Genomic DNA, 19,011 nt, shown 5'->3' with positions numbered 1-19,011 from the left:
CGCGTGCCGCGCGACCAGAGCCTCGCGCGGTACGACGCCTTCGGCTCACCGAGGTTCTTCTCCCGGCACCTCACTTGACACCCGCGCTCCGCGGCGACCGGCGCGCCGATCGGCCCTCGGGCCCGGTCGGCGTGCCGGTGTCACCCGCGCGGCGTACCCGACGCGCCCCCGGTCCACCTTGCCGCGGCTCGGTTAGCGCAGGCACAGCACGAGCAGGCAGACCTCGGTCGGTGACGTCGTCTCAGGCGCCGGGTCGCCCTGTGACGCACCGGTCTCCGGACGGTCGGTGGCCGGGGGCGCGGCCGGGGGCTGTGCCGCCGTACCGCTGCTGTCAGGGGCGGAGGGAGCGGAGGGCTGGGGAGCGGTGGTCCGCGGAGCCGGCTCCGAGGGCGTGACCGGACGAGGTGGAGCTGCTTCGGCCGACCGGTCGTTCGTCGGTGCGGGGGAGGCCGCGGTCGCCCGCGGTTGCTGCCGCGCGGTGGCGGTGCCCGGTGCCCGGACCGGAGAACCGGTGCGTGACGGCCGGTCACCGGCGGGCGGCGCGGATGCGGGCTGGTCGCGGTCCGGCACCCGCTCCCGTGCCACTCCCATGCTCCGGTCGTCCGGCGCGGTGGCCGCCCGGGCCCGGTCGGTGGAGTGGCCCTCCAGCGTGGCGACGGTCAGCCCGCCGCCGACGATGGCGACCGCCGTGGCCACCGCGGCGCGGCGCTTGTTCTTCTTCCAGCGGGCCAGTTGGCGCCGCCTCGCCGCGCGTCCGGGCCCCGAGGGCCGTGCTCCCTCGACGCCGGCGGGTGCGACCGTGGTGGTGCCGGGGCCGAGTTCCGCCTCTTTCCGCACGGCGACGTCGTCCCCGGTGCCGGAGGCAGTGGGCTGCCCGGCGTACGCCGTGCCGGACGCCTCGACCGTCGTCATCGGGGTGGTGTGCCGCAACGGCGCCGTGCCGCTGTAGGTGTGGGGCGGAGCGATGTCCGGCGCGTAGGCGCCGCACCCGGGACACACCAGCGCGCCGTTGAGATGGCGACGGCACGTGGAGCAGTAGTCCATCTGCGGTCTTCCTGGGTCGCTTGTGCCGTCGGTCCGTCCGGACCCACGGCCTGGTCACACTCGTACGCGGGATCGAGCAGTCGGCAACGCTAGCGACGCTTTCGTACGGTCGTGTGCAGCCCGTGTAGCGCTCTTGCGCAGATTCTCCGGGGCGCGGCGGCTGATCGCGTCGCCGCTCTCGTCTCCGCGGGGAGGGCGGGCCGTCAGGTGTGGAGCCGGAGCTGTTCGAGCACCGTGGCGAGGTGGGCGCGGTCCCCGGCGTCCAGGCCGCGCAGCGGCAGGGGGAGGTTGCGGTGGGCGGTCAGGCCCAGGTGTGCGGCGGCCGCCGCGACGACCCGCAGGGATCCGTGCCGGGCGAACAGGTCCCACAGGGGCTCGAGCCGCCGGGATTCGGCGAGGGCCCGCTCGTGACGGCCGGCCCGCGCCGCACGGGTGAGGGCGAGCGCCGGTTCGGGGAAGGTGCCGCCGATCACCGAGTACCAGGCGTCGCACCCGGCGTTCAGGCCCCCGGCCGCGGCCGCGTCTCCGCTGGTGCCCACCGTCACCGTGTCGGGCAGGAGCCGGCGCAGGTGCTCGACCCGGGCCCGGGCCCGTGCCGGGTCGGCGGGAAGCGGGGGGATCTTGAGGGACGCCACCCGCGGCAACCGGGCCAGGCGGGCGTACAGCTCGTCGGTGAAGGTGAAGTGCGTGGTGCCGGGGTTGTCGTAGATCACCAGGGGGACCGACAGGTGGGCGGTGACCTCCTCGAACAGGCCGAAGACGTCCTCCTCGGTCAGCGGCTGGTACGACACCGGTGCCAGCAGAACGCCGGCGGCCCCGGCGTTCTGCGCGTCCTCGGCGGCCCGGAGCACCTCGCGGGTGCGCAGCGCCCCGATGCCGACGACGACCGGCACCCCGTCGGCGTGCTCGACCGCGACGCGGGCGACGCGGGCGCGTTCCTCGCGGGTCAGGTAGGCGTAGCAGCCGGTGGAGCCCAGCGCCCCGATCGAGTCGACACCGGCGACGGCGAGCCGGTGGACGAGCGCCGCGAACGCCTTCTCGTCTACGCCGCCGTCGCCGGGGACCGGAGTGAGCGGGAAGGCGCTCAGACCGGTGAACAAGACGAACCTCCAAGGGGTGCGGGTGCCGGTCCTTCGGCGGGGTGGTCAGACGGTGGTCTCGGGATGTGCCGGGCCGAGGTGATGCACGGTGGTGTTCTCGCAGTGGGGCCGGAGCAGGTCCCGCAGATCGTCGGCCGCGGCCTTGAGCAGGTGCCCGTCGCGGGTGGCGGCGACGGTCTCCAGGACGAAGGCGGCGTGGGTGGAGTCCCCGGTGACGCGGGTGCGGTGGGCGTCGCGGTGGTTCCAGTGCCGGGTGAGCACGTCGGTGGAGTCGGTGTAGATGATCTCTCCGGGCCGGGGGTGCTCGGTGGCGTCGGGTTCGCCGAGCGGGGTGAAGGTCTCGGTGCCGTCGGCGTGGCGGATCTCGACGTCGCCGGTGACGTGGCCGAGGTCGAAGGCGCCGGCGGGCAGGCCGTGGCGGACGGAGACGGCGTTGTAGGAGTCGACGGCCGGGTTGATCCGGGGCAGGGAGCCCCTCTTGGCCATGCGGCGGCCCAGGGCGTCGACGCTGGGCCGGACGCGGCGGGGGTTGGTGCCGAAGGAGCGGTAGGCGGTGTGCCACGCCTCGATGCGCGGGTCGTTCTCGTCGGCGGGCCGCCAGGTGCCGTCGGCGAGTCGCCGCTCCAGGTCCTCCAGGGCGGCGACGGTGGCGGGCCAGGGCCCGTGGCCGCGCAGACCGGTGACGGTGACGACGGCGACGAGGGTGTCGGGGAAGGCGTCGGAGACGGCGGGGCTGATGCGGAAGGTGGTCATCGTCCGGTCCGTTCGGGGAAAGTGGCTGAGCGGGCGGGTCAGGTGAGGGCGAGGAGGCTGACGGCGACGGCGGCGGTGCCCAGGCCGATCACCTGGCCGCGGTGGATGCGCTCGGCGAGGACGCCGCGGGCGAGCAGGACGGTACCTGCCGGGTACAGGGCGGTGATCACGGCGACGACGGCCAGGTCACCGCCGCGGGCGGCGAGCAGGAACAGCAGGTTGGCCACCGAGTCCAGCACCCCTGCCGTCGCCGACATCGCGTACGCGGGCTTCTCCCGGCCCAGCCGCCGGAACATCAGGCCGGCCGCGGCGAGCGTCACCGCGGAGGACACGGCCCGGCCGACGATCAGCGGGCCGACGCCGCTGTCGGACGGCGCCTGGTGCAGGAAGACCAACTGGAGGGCGATGGCGGCCCCGGCGCCGAACGCCGACAGCAGCGCGGTGCGCGACGGGCGGGCGCTGCCGGCGCCGTGTCCGGCGCTGACCAGGACCACCGCCGCCAGCGCGAGCGGCAGGCCGATCAGCCCGGCCGGGCCCAGGTGCTCGCCCTGGACCAGTCCGACGCCGACCGGCAGCATCGCCGAGACCAGCGCGGTGACCGGGGAGAGGACGTTCATCGGGCCGATCGCCAGCGTGCGGTACAGCAGGGCGAACGCGGCGGCCGAGGCGACGCCGGAGGCGGCGCCCCAGGCGAGGGTGGCGGGGGCGAAGGAGGCGCCGAGGAAGGGCCACAGCAGCAGCTCGACGGTGAGCGAGGCCGGGGCGGCGATCATCACGGTGCGCAGAACATGGGCCTTGCGGGCGCCGAGACCCCCGAGGAAGTCGGCGCATCCGTAGGCGAGGGAGCTGCCCAGGGCCAGCAGCAGAGCGATCACGGGGACATCCCTTACTATCAATGGAACGACTGCACCGTACAACGCACCGACCGGAAGTAGTCAACCGAACGACCGCACGGTGCAGTCCACTGACCCATTGGGTGAAGGGTGAGAGGGATGGCCGAGACCGAGGCGGCATTGCGGACACTCGCGTACAACGTCCGCGCGGCCCGTACCCGCGCCGGACTGTCCCTGGACGAACTCGGCCGCCGCGCCAAGGTCAGCAAGGGCGCCCTCGTCGCTCTGGAGAAGGCCCAGGGCAACCCGAACTTCGCCACCCTGGTCCGCCTCGCCGACACCCTCGGGATCTCGGTGTCCGCACTGATGGAGGGGCCGGCCGAGGGCCGCGTGCGGGTCGTGTCCGCCGACGCCGTCATGCCGTTGTGGGCCGGGGAGAAGGGCGGCGAGGCGCGGCTCATGCTGACCACGTCGGGACCCGCGCCGGTGGAGGTCTGGCGCTGGAGACTGGAGCCCGGGGAGGAGTACCCCAGCCACCCCCACCAGGCAGGCGTCGTGGAGACCGTCAGCGTCACCGCCGGACGGATGGTGCTCGTGGTCGACGGCGCCGAGCATCCCGTCGAGGCCGGTCAGACCGCCACCTTCGACGGTGACGCCCCGCACACCTACCGCGGCTCGGGCGAGGGGACCTGCCACCTGATCATGACCGTTCACATCCCGCCGGGCCCCGGCGCCGCGAGCTGACCCGGGCGCACCCCCTCGATCGCCGTCGAGGGGGCGCGGTCGGCGTCACGCCTCGACGACCGCCCTGCCGTACGGAACGAGCCGCACCGGGCCGACGAGCCCGTAGTTCTGCCGCTTGGCGAGCCCGAACACCGGCGGGTTGGAGACCCGCAGGCGGTTGAGCAGCGAGGTGGCCACCTCCACCTCGATGGTGTTGGTCCCGCGACGCAGGTACGGACCGACGTCCACGACCGGCGTCAACTGGTCCGCGGGCGGCAGGGCGCGCCCGTTGACCGTGACCCGGTAGGTGTCGTACACCTCGCCCAGTTCCAGCCGGGCACCGTGACCACCGCTCCAGGCGGCGCCCAGCCTCACCGTGGTGCGGTACCGGCCCACGCCCGACGCGTCGGCCAGCTCAGGGATCTCGGGCCAGGGCCTGAGTCCGTCGAGCTCGACGGTGCGCCGGGTCCTGACGGTGCTCGACGGGGTGCTGCCCGGCGTCCAGTCCTCGGCCGTCAGGGTCCAGCGGGTGAGCGCCATCGGCTCGGCGACCTCCTCGATGGTCGCCCTGACGGCGGCCCCGCCCTGGAGGGCCGTGGTGTAGGTGCCCGGACGTGTGTCACGGATCTCCAGCCGGCCGCCCTCGGCCCGGCGGACCTCGGCCGCCTCGCTCGACGTGGCGTTCCAGCGGGGCGCGGGGCCGGGGATCCACTTGCCGGGACGGGCCGTCGCGATGATCGTCGTGGCCCCCGGTTCCAGCGAGACGCGCAGCCGGATGCGCCCGTCGTCGAGCCGGGTGTAGACGGCGAGCGGTTCGATCGTGCCGGTCCAGGCGTCCAGGACGTAGGGGACGACGTCCGGCCTGCGCGTGGTGAGTGTGACGTCGTGGCTGATGGGCGAGCCGGTCGACCCCTTCTTGCTGACCGAGTCGTTGGCGAAGAAGTAGTAGTCGGCCTCGGTGTCCGCCCGGTGGGCGTGGAGCAGCATCGAGGACTGCGCGTACTCCACGTCGCGCGTCAGGCCGAGCGCGGCGATGCCCTGCGGGACGTCGGGGCGGTCGGGGACGTTGGACACGCTGGGCTGGGCCAGCAGTTCGGCGATCAGCTCCAGCAGACGCGCGTTGTCACCGGTCCTGGGCAGCCCGGGCACGTGCCCGTCCTTCCAGTCGCCGATGACGATGATCGGAAGGCCCTTCCCGGCGTAGCCGACGAGCTTCTCGGCGACGTCCAGTTGCAGCGTGTGCTCACGGCCGATCATGACGTCGCCGTCGACGAGGAGCGCCTTGAAGGCGGGGCCGTCGGGCGCGAACCGGCCGTCGCGCACCACGGCACCGGGCAGCGACAGCAGGCGCGGGCTGAGGAAGAGGTGCGTCCAGCCGACGGGGACGCCCTCGCCGCTGAACCAGGACGCGCCTAGCCCCGAACCCGCGTAGCCCTTCTGCCACAGCACTCCGATGTCGGCCTTGTTGACGCCGGTCTGCAGGACCTGCTGAACGCGGCTCAGGTACCCGGCGACGTCGGGCGCGTGACGCCAGGTGGGCTGGCGGGGACCCCACGCCTCGCCGTAGCCGGCGCCGCCGTTGTACGGCGAGAAGGCGGCGAAGCCGGGCCACGCCGCGCCCGGGGCGTCGGCGTACGCGAAGCCGTGGAACACGGCCTGGTTCACCCCGGCCGCGTACTGGGTGACGAGCTTGCGCAACGTGGCGTCCCAGGTGGTCGCGTACGCGCCGCCCGCGGTTCCGCCCGCCTCGTTGGACAGCACCAGCTTGCCGCCCATGTCCCGGCCGCCCGCCAGGCAGCGGAAGTCGTCGAGGTTCTTGAACCCGAGCGACTCGCCCTCGGGCACGTCCAGCAGCGCGGCCTTGTACATCGCGTCGGTCTGGAGACCGTACGGCTGGACGCGCAGGTGCAGGCCGAGGCCGTGCGCCCACTTCTGCACCGGGAGCAGGTGGTTCTCGACGTACAGCTCGGTGACCACCTCCATGTAGTCCCGGCGGACGGCCTTGTTGGTGGCGTCGTCGAACGCGAAGGCGTACTTCTCCTTGGTCTGGAGGAGCGCCGGCAGATACGGAGCGAGCGAGTAGCCCATGCGGCGTGCGAACTCGGACATGATGCCGGGCGTCCACAGCGTCGCGTGCGTCTCGATCTCGATGGAGTCCTCGAACAGCGCGCCCCCGGTCTCCCGCAGCAGCTTGCGCATGCGCGGGGTGAGGACGCGGCTCTCCCAGAAGTCGATGACGGCCCGCGTCCCGGCCTCGCTGAAGTGGTCGACGACATAGCTCGGCGGGGTGGTGTGCGCGGGGCCCTCGGGGCGCTGGCCCGAACCGCGTTCGTAGCAGGCGATGACGAGCCAGGTGCCGTCGTCCGGCGCCGTCCACTCCAGCCGCTCGCCCTCGGCGCGCGAGGTGAGGTCGACGACCGAATCCTTCTCCAGCCGGGTCGGGAAGGCGGTGGGCGAGGTGCCGGCGACGACGCGGGCGGCCTGCACGGACCGCACCTTCCGGGTCGTCGCGGCCGAGTCGGGGGCGGTGACCGGCTCGGGGAGCGGGCCCGTGAAGGCGGTGCCCCCGGGGACCACGGCGACGCCGTGCGCCAGCTCCTTGATGGCCGCGTTGCTGTCGGGCGTGATGCCGGGAACGGCGGCGGGCCAGGCCGGGCCGAGGGTGAGGTCCACGACGACGCCGCGCTTCTTCGCCTGCCGCAGGGCCGTCTCCACCGCGTCGGTCCAGGCGGGTGTCCCCCAGCCGTGGCGGGACGGGTCGATCGGCTCGGAGACGCTGTGGGTGACCGCCGCGATCTCCACGCCGCCGAAGCCCGCGTCGGCGATCTGGTCGATCTCCCGCCTGATCTCGTCGGCGTCGACCAGCGCGTCCGGCCACCACCAGCGGAACTTGGGACGCACCGGCGCCGCGGGGGAGGAGAACGAACGGGCGAACGGGCCGCCGGACTTGGCCGTCGTGACGCCCGTCGTCACCGGCGACCCCGCCGCCGCGGCGGCGGAAGCGGTGCCCGCCGACAGCGCCGTCGCGGCCCCGGCCGCCGCGGTCATCTTGAGCAGCGCCCGCCGACGCAGGCTGCTCCGCTCGAAGGTGTCTTCCTGCCCAGGTGTGTGACTCATCGGACCTCGTTTGAACGTTTTAATTACTTGGCTGGAACATACGCAGCCCGGTGTGCGGCCGCAAGAGTCGTGCGGAGGTAGATCGTCCGATCGCCCTCATGTGTCGCCGACAGGGCCTGTTACCAGCAAGTACCGTGCGAATGAAGCTCGGTGACGCCCGGAGGGGCGTCATGGCGGGGCTGTCGGAACCCTTGACGCGCCCCAAGGCTGCGCCTACTTTGCCGTCGGCTGAGAAAAACGTTTCAAAGCAACGCACGCTGCGGAGCCGACCGCCACAGGGCGTCGCCTCCCGCCGTCCCGTGCACGCGTCGGCCCGCCAACGAGTGGTTCGTCCCTCCCGAAGGAGCCCGGCTTGTCCGTGCGACCCCATGCGCCCAGCCCCACCCGCCGCCGCGTCCTGACCGCCACGGCCGCCGCGGCCGCGACCACCGCGGTGGGCTTGCCTGCCGCGGCGGCAGCCGAGACGTCCGCCGCCGCGCCGGACACCGGTTCGCCGGCCGGCGCGGGACCGGCCGCGGCGGCCGTCCGGCCGGCGCTGGACCCGTTTCCGCTCTCCGCGGTCCGGCTGCTGGAGAGCCCGTTCCTCGCCAACATGCGGCGCACCTGCGCCTACTTGCGGTACGTCGACCCCGACCGGCTGCTGCACACCTTCCGGCTCAACGTCGGACTGCCGTCGACCGCCGAGCCGTGCGGCGGCTGGGAGGCACCGGACGTCCTGCTGCGCGGACACAGCACCGGCCACCTGCTGTCCGCCCTCGCCCAGGCGCACGCCAACACGGGCGACGACGCCTACGCGGAGAAGGCCCGCCACCTGGTCGCGGCCCTCGCCGAGTGCCAGGCGCACGCGCCCGCCGCCGGCTACCGTCCGGGCTACCTCTCCGCCTTCCCGGAGGACGTCTTCGACCGGCTCGAAGCCGGGGGCAAGCCCTGGGCGCCCTACTACACGCTGCACAAGATCATGGCCGGGCTCCTCGACCAGTACCGGCTCAGCGGGGACGAGCAGGCCATGACCGTGCTGACGGGCATGGCGGCATGGGCGGACTCCCGTACCGCGCCCCTGTCCCACGACCGGATGCAGTCCCTGCTCGGAGTCGAGTTCGGCGGCATGAACGAGGTGCTGACGAACCTGTACCTGGAGACCGGCGACCCCGCGCACCTGCGCACCGCGCGGCGCTTCGACCACGAGGAGCTGTACGGGCCGCTGGCCGCGGGCCGCGACGAACTCGCCGGACGGCACGCCAACACCGAGATCCCCAAGATCGTGGGCGCGGTGAGCAGTTACCGTGCGACGGGGGAGCGGCGCTACCTGGACATCGCCACCCACTTCTGGGAAACGGTCGTCCGGCACCACTCGTACGCCATCGGCGGCAACTCCAACCAGGAGTTCTTCGGCCCGCCCGGCGAGATCGTCAGCCGGCTCTCCGAGGACACCTGCGAGAACTGCAACAGCTACAACATGCTCAAGCTCGGCAGACAGCTCTACCTGCACGACCCCGCGGCCACCGCGTACATGGACCACTACGAGTGGACCCTCTACAACCAGATGCTCGGCGAGCAGGACCCCGACTCCGAGCACGGGTTCGTCACCTACTACACGGGCCTGTGGGCGGGTTCGCGACGGCAGCCCAAGGGCGGACTCGGTGCCGCGCCGGGCAGCTACAGCAGCGACTACGACAACTTCTCCTGCGACCACGGCACGGGCATGGAGACCCACACCAAGTTCGCCGACAGCATCTACTTCCGCTCCGCCGGGCCGGACGCGAAGACGCTGTACGTGAACCTGTTCATCCCCTCCGAGGTGACCTGGCGGGACGCCGGGGTGACCCTGCGTCAGGACACCGGTCACCCGGAGACCGACCGCACCCGTCTCACCGTGACCGCCGGCGAGGGACGCTTCAGCCTGAAGGTCCGTGTCCCCGCCTGGCTCGCCGCCGCCGGCGGGCGCGCCTCGGTACGGCTCAACGGCCACGCCGTCGGAGCGCCCGTCCGCCCGGGCCGGTACGTCACGATCGAACGCCCCTGGCGGCGCGGCGACACGGTCGAACTGACCTTCCCGCGCGAGCCCGTCTGGCAGCCGGCCCCCGACAACCCGCAGGTCCGGTCCCTCTCGTACGGTCCCGTGGTCCTCGCCGGAGCGTACGGATCCACGGCGCTCGCCACCATCCCCGACATCCGGCCCGACTCCCTGCGGCCGGTGGCGGGCGTCCCGCTGGAGTTCACCGCCGTGGCCGACGGCCGCGAGGTCCCGCTGCGGCCCTTCTACAAGGTCCACCACCAGAACTACACCGTCTACTGGGCCGTCACGCCCCGCCGGGACCGCGCACGGGACATCGCCCGCTACCCGCTCGACGAGGGCACCGGCACCACGGCCGCCGACAGCACCGGCACCTTCCCCCGCGCGGCACTGACCGGCGGCGCCGCGTGGACCACCGACGGCACGCGCACCGCGGTGCTCCTGGACGGGAGGGACGGTCACGTCGCGCTCCCCGAGGGGCTCCCCGCAGGACTGACCGAACTGACGGTCGCCGTACGCGTCCGCATCGACTCGATCGCCAACTCCGCCCGCGTCTTCGACCTCGGCTACCACAAGAGCACCTACCTGTACCTCACGCCGCGCACCGGCGCCGGACGGGCACGCGCCGCGCTGAAGATCTCCGGCATGGAGGGCGAGGACGTGGTCGACGCGGCCGGGCCCCTGCCGCAGGGACGGTGGATTCACGTCGCCCTCACCCTCGCGGACGGCACCGGCATCCTGTACGTCGACGGAGCCGAGGCCGGCCGCAACGCCGCCGTGGTCACCAGCCCGCTGCTGTTCGGCGCCAGCACGCGCAACTACCTCGGGCGCTCGCAGAACTCCACGCACCCGTACCTGCACGGCGCGATCACCGACTTCCGCCTGCACAACCGTGCCCTGACGGCCGCCGAGGTGGCCGCACTCGCCGCCGGCTGACAGGGCCCGGACGCACGCGTCCACGGCACACCCCCGCCCCGCCCGGGCCCGCCGGCCCGGGCACCCACATGCCCGGTGCCGCACGGCACGGGCACGCCCGCCCGGCATCCCACCCCGAACGATGGAGTCCCCGATGTCCGAGTCCGACCTGTCCAGACGCCGGTTCGTCGTCGCCGCCGGAGCGGCGGGAGCCGCCTTCGCCACCGGCCTGCCCGGCACCGCCCACGCGGCCCACACCGCTCAGCCGGCCCCCGCCGGCGCCGCCCGCCCGTCCGGCTACGCCCCCGAGGACTTCGCCGACCCGCGCCGGGACAGCAGACCGACGGTCTACTGGTACTGGAACGGCCCCGTCACCCCCGAGCTCGTCGAGACCCAGATGGCCGACCTGCGCGACAAGGGCATGTTCGAGGTCGTCCTCTTCCCCTTCGACAACGCCGAGATGCAGCCGGTGTTCTTCACCGAGGAGTGGTTCGCGATCGTCGGCCACGTCCTGCGCGTCGCCGAGCGCACCGGCATGCGGGTCTGGCTCTTCAACGACGACCACTTCCCGAGCGGCCGGGCCGGCGAGTACGTCGTCAAGGGCGGCACCGTCGGCTCCCGCACCTACCAACCCCGGCCGGACCTGCGGCTCAAGGCACTGTGGCGGTCCACCACCGTCGTCGAGGGACCCGCCGTCGCCGACCTCACCGCCACCACCGGAGTGGGCGTCGACACCGGCCGCCTGGTCGCCGACGCCGACGTCCTCGGCGGCGCCGCCGTACTGAGCCGGGGCGCCGGCTGGACCGACTGCACCGTCACCGGCAGCGCCAAGGCCGAACACGGCTCCGCCGGACTCGTCGTCCGCGCCTGCGCGACCGGAACCGACGGCTACGCCGTGGAGTTCGACCAGACCGGCGTCGTCACCGTCCTGCGCCTTGCCGACGGCGCGGCACCGAAGGAGCTCGCGCGCAGCAGCCGCACCGACGGCTTCAACAAGACCAAGTTCCACACGCTCGCCGTCACCGTCCGCGGCGACGGCATCGCCGTCACCCTCGACGGCAAGGACAAGGGCACCGTCACCGACGCCGCCCGCACCACCGGCAGCGTGGGCGTGCGGGCCGTCGACGGGCAGCGCGCCCTGTGGGAGAGCCTGACCGTCACCGCCCCCGACGGCACCACCCTGTACGAGCAGACCTTCGACGACCCCGCCGCCGCGGGCGACTTCCCGGCCCGCCCGCGCCCCGAGGGCACCGCCGCACCCGTCGCCGCCACCGCCCGCCCCGTCGGTGCCGCCGGCACGGACCGCATGGTGGAGCTGACCCGGGACCTGCGGGCCGGACGGTCCTGGAAGGTCCCCGCCGGACGCTGGCAGATCGACGTCTTCGGCGGCAGCACCCTGATCGACGACAGCCAGGGCTACAGCCGCAGCTACGTCGACCTGCTCGACGACGAGCCCGTCGACCTGTTCCTCGACATGGTCCCGGGGGAGTACCACCGCCGCTTCGGCCGCTACTTCGGCAACGTCGTGCCCGGATTCTGGGACGACGAGCCCTACTTCGCCTCCGCAGAGGCCCACTTCAAGCGACTGCCCTGGTCGCCGACGCTGGAGGACGCGCTGCACGCCGTCGGCGTCGAACCGGGCACCGCGTACGCCTCGGCCTTCGACGACCTCGGCCGCGACGGCCGTATCGCCCGCGGACGCTACTGGCAGGCCGTCTCCGACCGGTTCGCCGTCTACTTCGAGAAGCAGTCCCGCTGGTACGAGAAGCGGAAGGTCGCCCTCGTCACCAACCCGCTGTACGACGAGACCTCCCCCTCCAAGCGCATCGCGTCCACCGGCGACCTGCACAAGGTCCACCAGTGGGCGCAGGTGCCCGGCGGCGACATCATCACCGCCGAGTACGTCGCGGGCGAACCCACCATGATCCCGCGCAACCCGGTGAGCGTCGCCCACCAGATGGGCCGCGAACGCGCCCTGCTCGAAGCCTTCGGCAACATGGGCTGGCAGGTCGCACCCGACTTCGCCCGCGCCCTCGTGGGCGCGAACGCCACCCGCGGCATCAACCTCACCGTGCTGCACGCGCTGTGGACCGACGAGACCCGGGTGTACTTCCCCCCGCCGTTCGGCCCGCGCGCCCCCTGGTGGTGGGCCATGGAGCCGCTCGCCGACTGGATCGGCCGCGTGATGGAGGTCGCGCGCGGCACGTCCGCCGCGCGGACCGCGCTCATCCAGCCGCAGCGGGCGGCCGAGCAGTGGCGCGGCACCGACCGGCAGGGCTTCGTCGACAGCGCGCTGAGCGACGCCGCGTACGCCCTGGAGTCCGCGCAGGTCGACTTCGACCTCGTCCACGAGGGAGCGCTGAGCGGCGACCGGGGACTCCTCGCCCACGCCACCGCCCGCGGCGGCCGGCTCACCGTCGGCGAGGCCCGCTACGACCTGGCCGTCCTGCCGCTGACGCCGACGCTCGACGCCGCCGCCGTGAAGACCCTCACGGCCTTCGTGCGCGGTGGCGGCACCGTCGTCGCCGTCGGCGAACTGCCCGGCGACGAGGCCAACGGCGGCGACCGCGGCCTGGAGCGCGCGCTGTCCGGACTGTTCGGCGAGAAGCTGCCCGGCAGCCGCCGCACCGGCGCCGGGACGGCCGTCCGCGTCGCCGACGTGTCCGGACTGCGGGAGGCCGCCCACGCGGCCGGCGTCGCCGCCGCCGTCCTCGAACCGGCCGCCGAGGCCGTCCGCGTCCTGCGCACCACCCGCGGCAAGGACATCGCGTTCCTCGTCAACAACGAGAGCGCGATGTCCGTCGAGACGGTCGCCGCACTGCCGGCCACGGGCGTCCCGGAGCTGTGGGACCCCGCCACCGGCATCGCACGGCCGGCACCCGTGTACCGCCGCGACCGAGGACGGGACGGACTGCGGGTGCCGCTGCGCCTGCGGCCCTACGAGACCCTCGCCGTCGTCGTCCGCGCCTCCACCCGGGCCGGTGCCCACCTCACCGACGCGTCCCTGCCCGTGGAGGCCGTCACCGAGGCGAAGGGCGCCCTGCACGTCACCGCCGTCGCCGACGCGCCCGGCAGCCATCCGCTGGCGGGCACCGACGGCCGGCACACCTACCGCGGCACCGCCGAGGTCACCGACCCGCTGCACGCCGTGCGGCTGGGCGGCGACTGGACGCTGACCCTGGAGAAGGACGGAGCCACGCCCGTCACCCGCCCCCTGGGAAGCTGGACCGACCTCGACCCGCTGTTCTCCGGCAGCGCCACCTACGCGACCACCGTCGACCTGGACCACGACACCCTCGACGGGCGGGGCGTGCGTCTCGACCTGGGCACGGTCCGCGAGGTCGCCGCGGTGACCGTGAACGGCACCGACCTGCCGCCGCTGCTGTGGAGCCCCTACACCGCCGACGTCACCGACGTCCTCAGGGCCGGCCGCAACACGATCACCGTCCGCGTCTCCAACACGCTCTCCAACGAACGCAAGAAGCCGCTGCCGTCGGGCCTGCTCGGACCCGTGACCCTGCGGCCGTACCGCCGCCTCACAGCCGTACTCAGCCGTGTCTGACCCGGCAGCCCCCGCCCCGCCCTCCACCCGCAAGGAGCACCCCATGAGCCGAGCGCTCACCCGGCGCGCCCGCCGGCGCCCCGCCCTCCTCGTCGCCTCCGGCCTCACCGCCCTCGTCACCGTGCTGCCCACGGCCGTCAACGCCGAAGCCGGGCCTCCCGCCCGCATCGCGCCCGCCGGACTGCGCACCCAGCACCTCGCGCAGGCCCTCGGCATCGACGACACGACGCCCTACCTGAGCTGGAACATCACCAGCCGCGCCACGGGCGTCGCGCAGTCCGCGTACCGGGTGCAGGCGGCCAGCTCCCTGAGCAGGCTCAGACAGGGCAAGCCGGACCTGTGGGACTCCGGCAAGGTCCGCTCCGGCGTCCCGCAGACCACCTACGCCGGCAAGGAACTCGGCTCCCGCACCCGCGTCTACTGGCGGGTCATGCTGTGGTCCGGGGACACCGGCCGCGACTCCGGATGGAGCGAACCCTCCCAGTTCGAGACCGGCCTGACGAAGCAGCGGGACTGGGACGCGGACTGGATCACACACCCGGACTGGCAGCTCGGCAAGCGCACCGTCGAGCCCGTCGTCGTCGACCTGCCGCGCACCACGGCCCGCTACGTCCGCCTCGACGTCACCCGGCTCGGACTGCCGCTCGCCGACGACTTCCCCGCCGAGACCTGGCGCCTCCAGCTCGGCGAGATCGACCTGCGCGACTCCGAGACCGGGACCACCGGCCTCGCCAAGGGCGCCGCCGTGACCGCCTCGGAGACCCACGCCGTCCGCAAGACCTGGGAACCCGCCCTCGCCGTGGACGGACTGCCCAACAGCGCCCTGCAGACCGCCGCCGGATACTCCAGCCCGCCCCACACGGGCCCCGACGTCTCCGGCACACCGGTCGTGCTCACCCTGGACCTCAAGTCGGCCAAGACCTTCGACCGGGTCGCCCTGTACCCGCGCGCCGACGTCCTCACCGGCGACGGCCGGGTGCCGAACTTCCCCGTCGACTACACCGTCTCCACCGGCGACGCGCCCACCGGCCCGTTCACCGAGGCCGCCCGCGTCACCGGGCAGCAGCCGCCCACGCCGTACCTGCCCGCCGGACTGCCGCTGCTCACCAAGGACTTCGCCCTGCCGAAGAGCGTGCGCAGCGCACGGCTGTACGTGTCCGGCCTCGGCATCTACGACGCGAGCATCAACGGCGAGCCGGTCGGCGACGCCGTCCTCGAACCCGCCAACACCGACTACGCCGAACGCGTCCAGTACGCCACCTACGACGTCACCGACCGGCTGCGCTCCGGCCGCAACACCATCGGCATCGAGCTGGGCAACGGCATGTCCAACGTCGTCAGCACCGCCGACCGCTACCGCAAGCTGTACGGCAACCTCAGTGATCCCAAGGTGGTCGCCCAGCTCGAGATCACGCTCGCCGACGGCACCGTGCGCCGCGTCGCCAGCGGCGGCGACTGGCGCACCACGCTCGGCGCGACGACCTCCTCCAACTGGTACGGCGGCGAGGACTACGACGCCCGTCGCGCGATCCCCGGCTGGAACAAGCCGGGCCAGGACCGCGGCGCCTGGAAGGCGGCGGCCACCGTGTCCGGTCCCGGGACGGCCGCCGACCCCGCCGTCCTGAGCGCCCGGGAGACCGAACCCGTCCGCGTGATCGAGACGCTCACGGGCAAGGAGGTCCAGGGCGCGGCAGAGGGCAGCCGCGTCTTCGACCTGGGCCGCAACATCGCCGGCTGGCCGGAGATCACCGTCACCGCCCCGGCAGGCACCGACATCCGCATCCTGCCGGCGGAGAGCCTCAAGGACGGCCACGCCTTCCAGTCCATCAGCAACGTCGGCGGCCCGCTGTGGGACACCTACACCACCGGCGGCGACGGCCCGGAGACCTGGCACCCCAAGTTCAGCTACCACGGCTTCCGCTACCTGGAGCTCAAGGGCCTGCCCGAGAACGCGACCGTCACCGTGCGCGGCAAGGTCCTGCACACCGACAACGCCTCCTCGGGCGACTTCACCAGCTCGGACCAGCTCGTCAACGGCATCCACGCGATCATCCGCCGGTCGGTCGAGGGCAACATGATGAGCGTCCTCACCGACTGCCCGAGCCGCGAGAAGCTCGGCTGGCTGGAGCAGAACCAGTTGCTCTTCCCCGTCCTGACCGGCAACTACGACATGGAGGCGTACTTCCGCAAGCTCGTGCGCGACATGTCCGACGCCCAGACCGAGGACGGGCTGATCCCGAGCACCGTCCCCGAGTACACGAACCTGCCGGGCGGCTACCGCAACGACGCCAACTGGGGCGGCGCCTTCGTCCTCGTGCCCTGGCAGCTCTACACCACCTACGGCGACCGGGACACGCTCGGCACGTACTACCCGCAGATGAAGCGGTACGTGTCGTTCCTGGAGCAGCAGGTGAAGGACGGCATCCTCGACTACGGCCTCGGCGACTGGTTCACCCCGGACCGGACGTTCCCGCGCGCCGTGGCCGGCACCTACGGCTACTGGCGGGTCGTCGACGCCATGAGCCGTATCGCCGACGTCCTCGGCGACGAGGACGACGCCGCGTCCTACCGTGCCAGGGCCGATGCCAGTGCCGAGGCCCTCACCGCCACGTACTACGACCGGGAGACCGGCACCTTCGGCGGCGGAGGACACGGCGCGGAGGCGCTCGCCCTGGACATGGGTGCCGTCCCGGACGGCGAGCGCGAGCGGCTGCTCGGCCACTTCGTCCGCAGCGTCGAGGAGGCCGGTCACCACCTGGTGCTGGGCGAGATCTCGCTGCCCGCCGCCTTCCGGGTGCTCTCCGCGGCCGGGCGCGACGACGTCGTCCACGAGATCGCCACGCAGACCACCAGCCCGAGCTACGGCTACCAGGTCCTCAACGGCAACACCACGCTCGGCGAGTCCTGGGACGGCGGCCCCGGCCAGTCCCAGAACCACTTCATGCTCGGCGCTATCGACGCCTGGTTCACCGACCGGGTCGCCGGGATCGAACAGGCCCCCGGTTCCATCGGCTACCGCAAGCTGCTGATCGATCCGGCCGTCGTCGGCGACCTCACCTCCGCCGCCGGCTCCTACCGGACGCCGTACGGCACGGTGCGCACCGACTGGCAGCGCGACGGCGACCGCTACCGGCTGCGGCTGAGCGTCCCCGCCGGCAGCACGGCCGAGGTCCACGTGCCGTTCACCGGGGGACGCGTCGACGCCCCGGCCGGCGCGAAGCCGCTGCGGACCGAGCGGGGCGAGGCCGTCTACGAGGTCGGCTCGGGCGACTGGACCTTCACGTCGGTGTACGCGCCCGACGCCTCCTGAACACACCGACGGCGGTGGCGTCGTGCGACGCCACCGCCGTCGGGCATTGCGCGCGAGGCGCCGGGAGTCAGCGGGTGGGCAGGCTCGAACCGCGGACGACCAGCTCCGGCTGGAGGACCACGTGCTGGTGCTCGTGCTCCTCCGCCCGGTCACCGGCCTCCTGGAGCAGCAGCTCGGCCGCCAGCGCGCCCATGGCGCGGGCGGGCTGGCGCACGGACGTCAACGGGACGGTCGCCGCGGCGGCGAACTCGATGTCGTCGTACCCCACGATGGCCATGTCGTCCGGGACCTTCACGCCGGCCGTGTACATGAACTGGAGCACGCCGAGCGCCAGCAGGTCGTTGGCGCAGAACACCGCGGTGGGCCGCTCCGCGAGACCCAGCAGCCTGGCCCCCGCGTCCCGTCCCGCGGCCACGTCGAGGCGCTCGTTGGGAAGTTCCTGCAGCGCGGTGGGGGGCAGGCCGGCCTCGGCGACGGCGCTCAGGGCACCCGTCCTGCGGTCCTGCACCTGGCGCAGATGGGGCGGCCCGCTGACGAAGGCGATGGAGCGGTGCCCGGCGCCCGTGAGATGCCGGATCGCCATGGCCCCGCCGGCGACGTCGTCGACCGAGACGGAGCAGCCCTCCTCGTCCCCCGCCACCCGGTCCACGAGCACGTACGGGATGCCGTGCCGGCGGAAGTCGCTCAGACTGCGCCCACTGGGGTCGGCGGGCGTGACCAGCACCCCGCGGACCCGCTGTTCGGCGAAGAGGTCGAGGTACTCGGCCTCGTTCTGCGCGTTCTGCGCACTGTTGCACAGCGTGACGGCGAGACCCGCGTCCCGGGCGGTGCGCTCCGCTCCCTGCGCCAGGTCGACGAAGAACGGGTTGCCCATGTCCAGGACGAGCACCGCCATGACACGGCTGCGGCCCGCCCGAAGCTGCCGGGCGGACTCGCTGCGCACGTAGCCCAGACGCGCGATCACCTGCTCCACATGACGCCGCGTCCGCTCCGAGACCCGGCTGGGCTGATTGAGCACGTTGGACACCGTGCCCACGGAGACACCCGCCTCCCGTGCCACGTCCTTGATGCCGGCCCTCGGCGTGGAGCGCGTCATGTGTGTTGCCTCCTGCTGTTCTTTCCCGCCGTCGAACCGGTGCGGTGGGAAGCTTTCATCCTACGGAGCCGGGACGCCGGCTCACGCCAGGTGGAAGACCTCGGTGAGAGGGCGCATGGCGGCGTCGGGCGCCTGCCCGTCGAGTTCCTCGAAGAACTCCGCCATCTCGGCCTGCCAGCGGGCGTTCACCCCGGTGGCGTCCATGGCCGCGCGGGCCGCCTCGAAGTCGTCGGTCTCGAGATAGCCGACGAGCAGGCCGTCCTCGCGCAGGAAGAGGGAGTAGTTGCGCCAGCCGGCCTCGGTGAGGGCGGCGCGCATGTCCGGCCACACGTCCCGGTGGCGTTCACGGTATTCGGCGGCCTTCTCGGCGCGGACCTTCAGGAGGAAACAGACGCGTTGCATCGGATCACCTTGCTGCCGACGGTGGGGGGCCCCCCCCGCCCGGGGCCCCCCCCCCCCCGGGGGGGGGGGGGGGGGGGTCAGAACTACGAAAGGTGGAGGGTTGTGGGTTTGTAATCGGGAGGGGGGCCCCGCCGGGCGGCCC

11 protein-coding genes are annotated in these 19,011 nt (G+C 73.3%); 4 read left to right on the top strand and 7 right to left on the bottom strand.

Translation table 11 applies throughout. From position 1 onward, the window contains the following. Nucleotides 1-192 precede the first annotated feature (192 nt). The 4 genes from ACH499_RS22450 to ACH499_RS22435 all read right to left on the bottom strand — a co-directional run bounded on the left by ACH499_RS22450 (nucleotide 193) and on the right by ACH499_RS22435 (nucleotide 3,772). The gene (locus ACH499_RS22450; RefSeq protein WP_399017830.1) at nucleotides 193-1,044 is read right to left on the bottom strand and encodes a hypothetical protein; all 852 of its coding nucleotides are present in this window, start codon (nucleotides 1,042-1,044) and stop codon (nucleotides 193-195) included. Nucleotides 1,045-1,247: 203 nt separating this feature from the next. Continuing rightward, on the bottom strand, nucleotides 1,248-2,144 hold the full coding sequence (locus ACH499_RS22445; RefSeq protein ID WP_399017828.1) for a dihydrodipicolinate synthase family protein: 897 nt from the start codon (nucleotides 2,142-2,144) through the stop codon (nucleotides 1,248-1,250). 45 nt (nucleotides 2,145-2,189) lie between these two features. Then, nucleotides 2,190-2,897, bottom strand: coding sequence for a B3/4 domain-containing protein (locus tag ACH499_RS22440; protein WP_399017826.1), 708 nt, complete (start codon nucleotides 2,895-2,897; stop codon nucleotides 2,190-2,192). 38 nt (nucleotides 2,898-2,935) lie between these two features. Next, nucleotides 2,936-3,772, bottom strand: a complete 837-nt coding sequence (locus ACH499_RS22435; protein WP_399017824.1) for an EamA family transporter — start codon at nucleotides 3,770-3,772, stop codon at nucleotides 2,936-2,938. Between the two features lie 117 nt (nucleotides 3,773-3,889). Between ACH499_RS22435 and ACH499_RS22430 the strand changes: the two genes are divergently transcribed. Then, the gene (locus ACH499_RS22430) at nucleotides 3,890-4,474 is read left to right on the top strand and encodes an XRE family transcriptional regulator (protein ID WP_356206484.1); all 585 of its coding nucleotides are present in this window, start codon (nucleotides 3,890-3,892) and stop codon (nucleotides 4,472-4,474) included. 45 nt (nucleotides 4,475-4,519) lie between these two features. Here ACH499_RS22430 and ACH499_RS22425 read toward each other — a convergent pair whose 3' ends face one another. Next, entirely contained in the window at nucleotides 4,520-7,570 is a 3,051-nt protein-coding gene (locus ACH499_RS22425; RefSeq protein WP_399017821.1) for a glycosyl hydrolase, read from the bottom strand. 358 nt (nucleotides 7,571-7,928) lie between these two features. On the opposite strand from ACH499_RS22425, the gene ACH499_RS22420 reads away from it, so the two are divergent. From ACH499_RS22420 to ACH499_RS22410, 3 genes are all read left to right on the top strand, one after another. After that, nucleotides 7,929-10,520, top strand: coding sequence for a beta-L-arabinofuranosidase domain-containing protein (locus tag ACH499_RS22420; protein ID WP_399018142.1), 2,592 nt, complete (start codon nucleotides 7,929-7,931; stop codon nucleotides 10,518-10,520). A gap of 133 nt (nucleotides 10,521-10,653) precedes the next feature. Further along, complete coding sequence (locus ACH499_RS22415; protein WP_399017819.1) at nucleotides 10,654-14,061, top strand: glycosylhydrolase-like jelly roll fold domain-containing protein; 3,408 nt, start codon at nucleotides 10,654-10,656, stop codon at nucleotides 14,059-14,061. 43 nt (nucleotides 14,062-14,104) lie between these two features. Further along, a complete protein-coding gene (locus ACH499_RS22410; RefSeq protein ID WP_399017817.1) occupies nucleotides 14,105-17,371 on the top strand; it encodes a family 78 glycoside hydrolase catalytic domain in 3,267 nt (1,088 codons plus the stop codon). Nucleotides 17,372-17,438: 67 nt separating this feature from the next. Here ACH499_RS22410 and ACH499_RS22405 read toward each other — a convergent pair whose 3' ends face one another. Both ACH499_RS22405 and ACH499_RS22400 read right to left on the bottom strand, forming a co-directional pair. Further along, entirely contained in the window at nucleotides 17,439-18,467 is a 1,029-nt protein-coding gene (locus ACH499_RS22405) for a LacI family DNA-binding transcriptional regulator (protein WP_356206476.1), read from the bottom strand. Between the two features lie 81 nt (nucleotides 18,468-18,548). After that, entirely contained in the window at nucleotides 18,549-18,869 is a 321-nt protein-coding gene (locus tag ACH499_RS22400; RefSeq protein ID WP_356206474.1) for an L-rhamnose mutarotase, read from the bottom strand. Between the last annotated feature and the right edge of the window lie 142 nt (nucleotides 18,870-19,011).

The organism is Streptomyces sp. NPDC018947, assembly GCF_044390505.1.
Lineage (GTDB): Bacteria > Actinomycetota > Actinomycetes > Streptomycetales > Streptomycetaceae > Streptomyces.
This window is presented reverse-complemented; position numbering and strand designations above follow the sequence as displayed.

Bases quoted from the DNA above. Each gene is read 5' to 3' on its own strand.
- ACH499_RS22450 (WP_399017830.1), bottom strand. From the start codon at position 1,044: ATGGACTACTGCTCCACGTGCCGTCGCCATCTCAACGGCGCGCTGGTG.
- ACH499_RS22440 (WP_399017826.1), bottom strand. From the start codon at position 2,897: ATGACCACCTTCCGCATCAGCCCCGCCGTCTCCGACGCCTTCCCCGAC.
- ACH499_RS22430 (WP_356206484.1), top strand. From the start codon at position 3,890: ATGGCCGAGACCGAGGCGGCATTGCGGACACTCGCGTACAACGTCCGC.
- ACH499_RS22425 (WP_399017821.1), bottom strand. From the start codon at position 7,570: ATGAGTCACACACCTGGGCAGGAAGACACCTTCGAGCGGAGCAGCCTG.
- ACH499_RS22415 (WP_399017819.1), top strand. From the start codon at position 10,654: ATGTCCGAGTCCGACCTGTCCAGACGCCGGTTCGTCGTCGCCGCCGGA.
- ACH499_RS22410 (WP_399017817.1), top strand. From the start codon at position 14,105: ATGAGCCGAGCGCTCACCCGGCGCGCCCGCCGGCGCCCCGCCCTCCTC.
- ACH499_RS22405 (WP_356206476.1), bottom strand. From the start codon at position 18,467: ATGACGCGCTCCACGCCGAGGGCCGGCATCAAGGACGTGGCACGGGAG.
- ACH499_RS22400 (WP_356206474.1), bottom strand. From the start codon at position 18,869: ATGCAACGCGTCTGTTTCCTCCTGAAGGTCCGCGCCGAGAAGGCCGCC.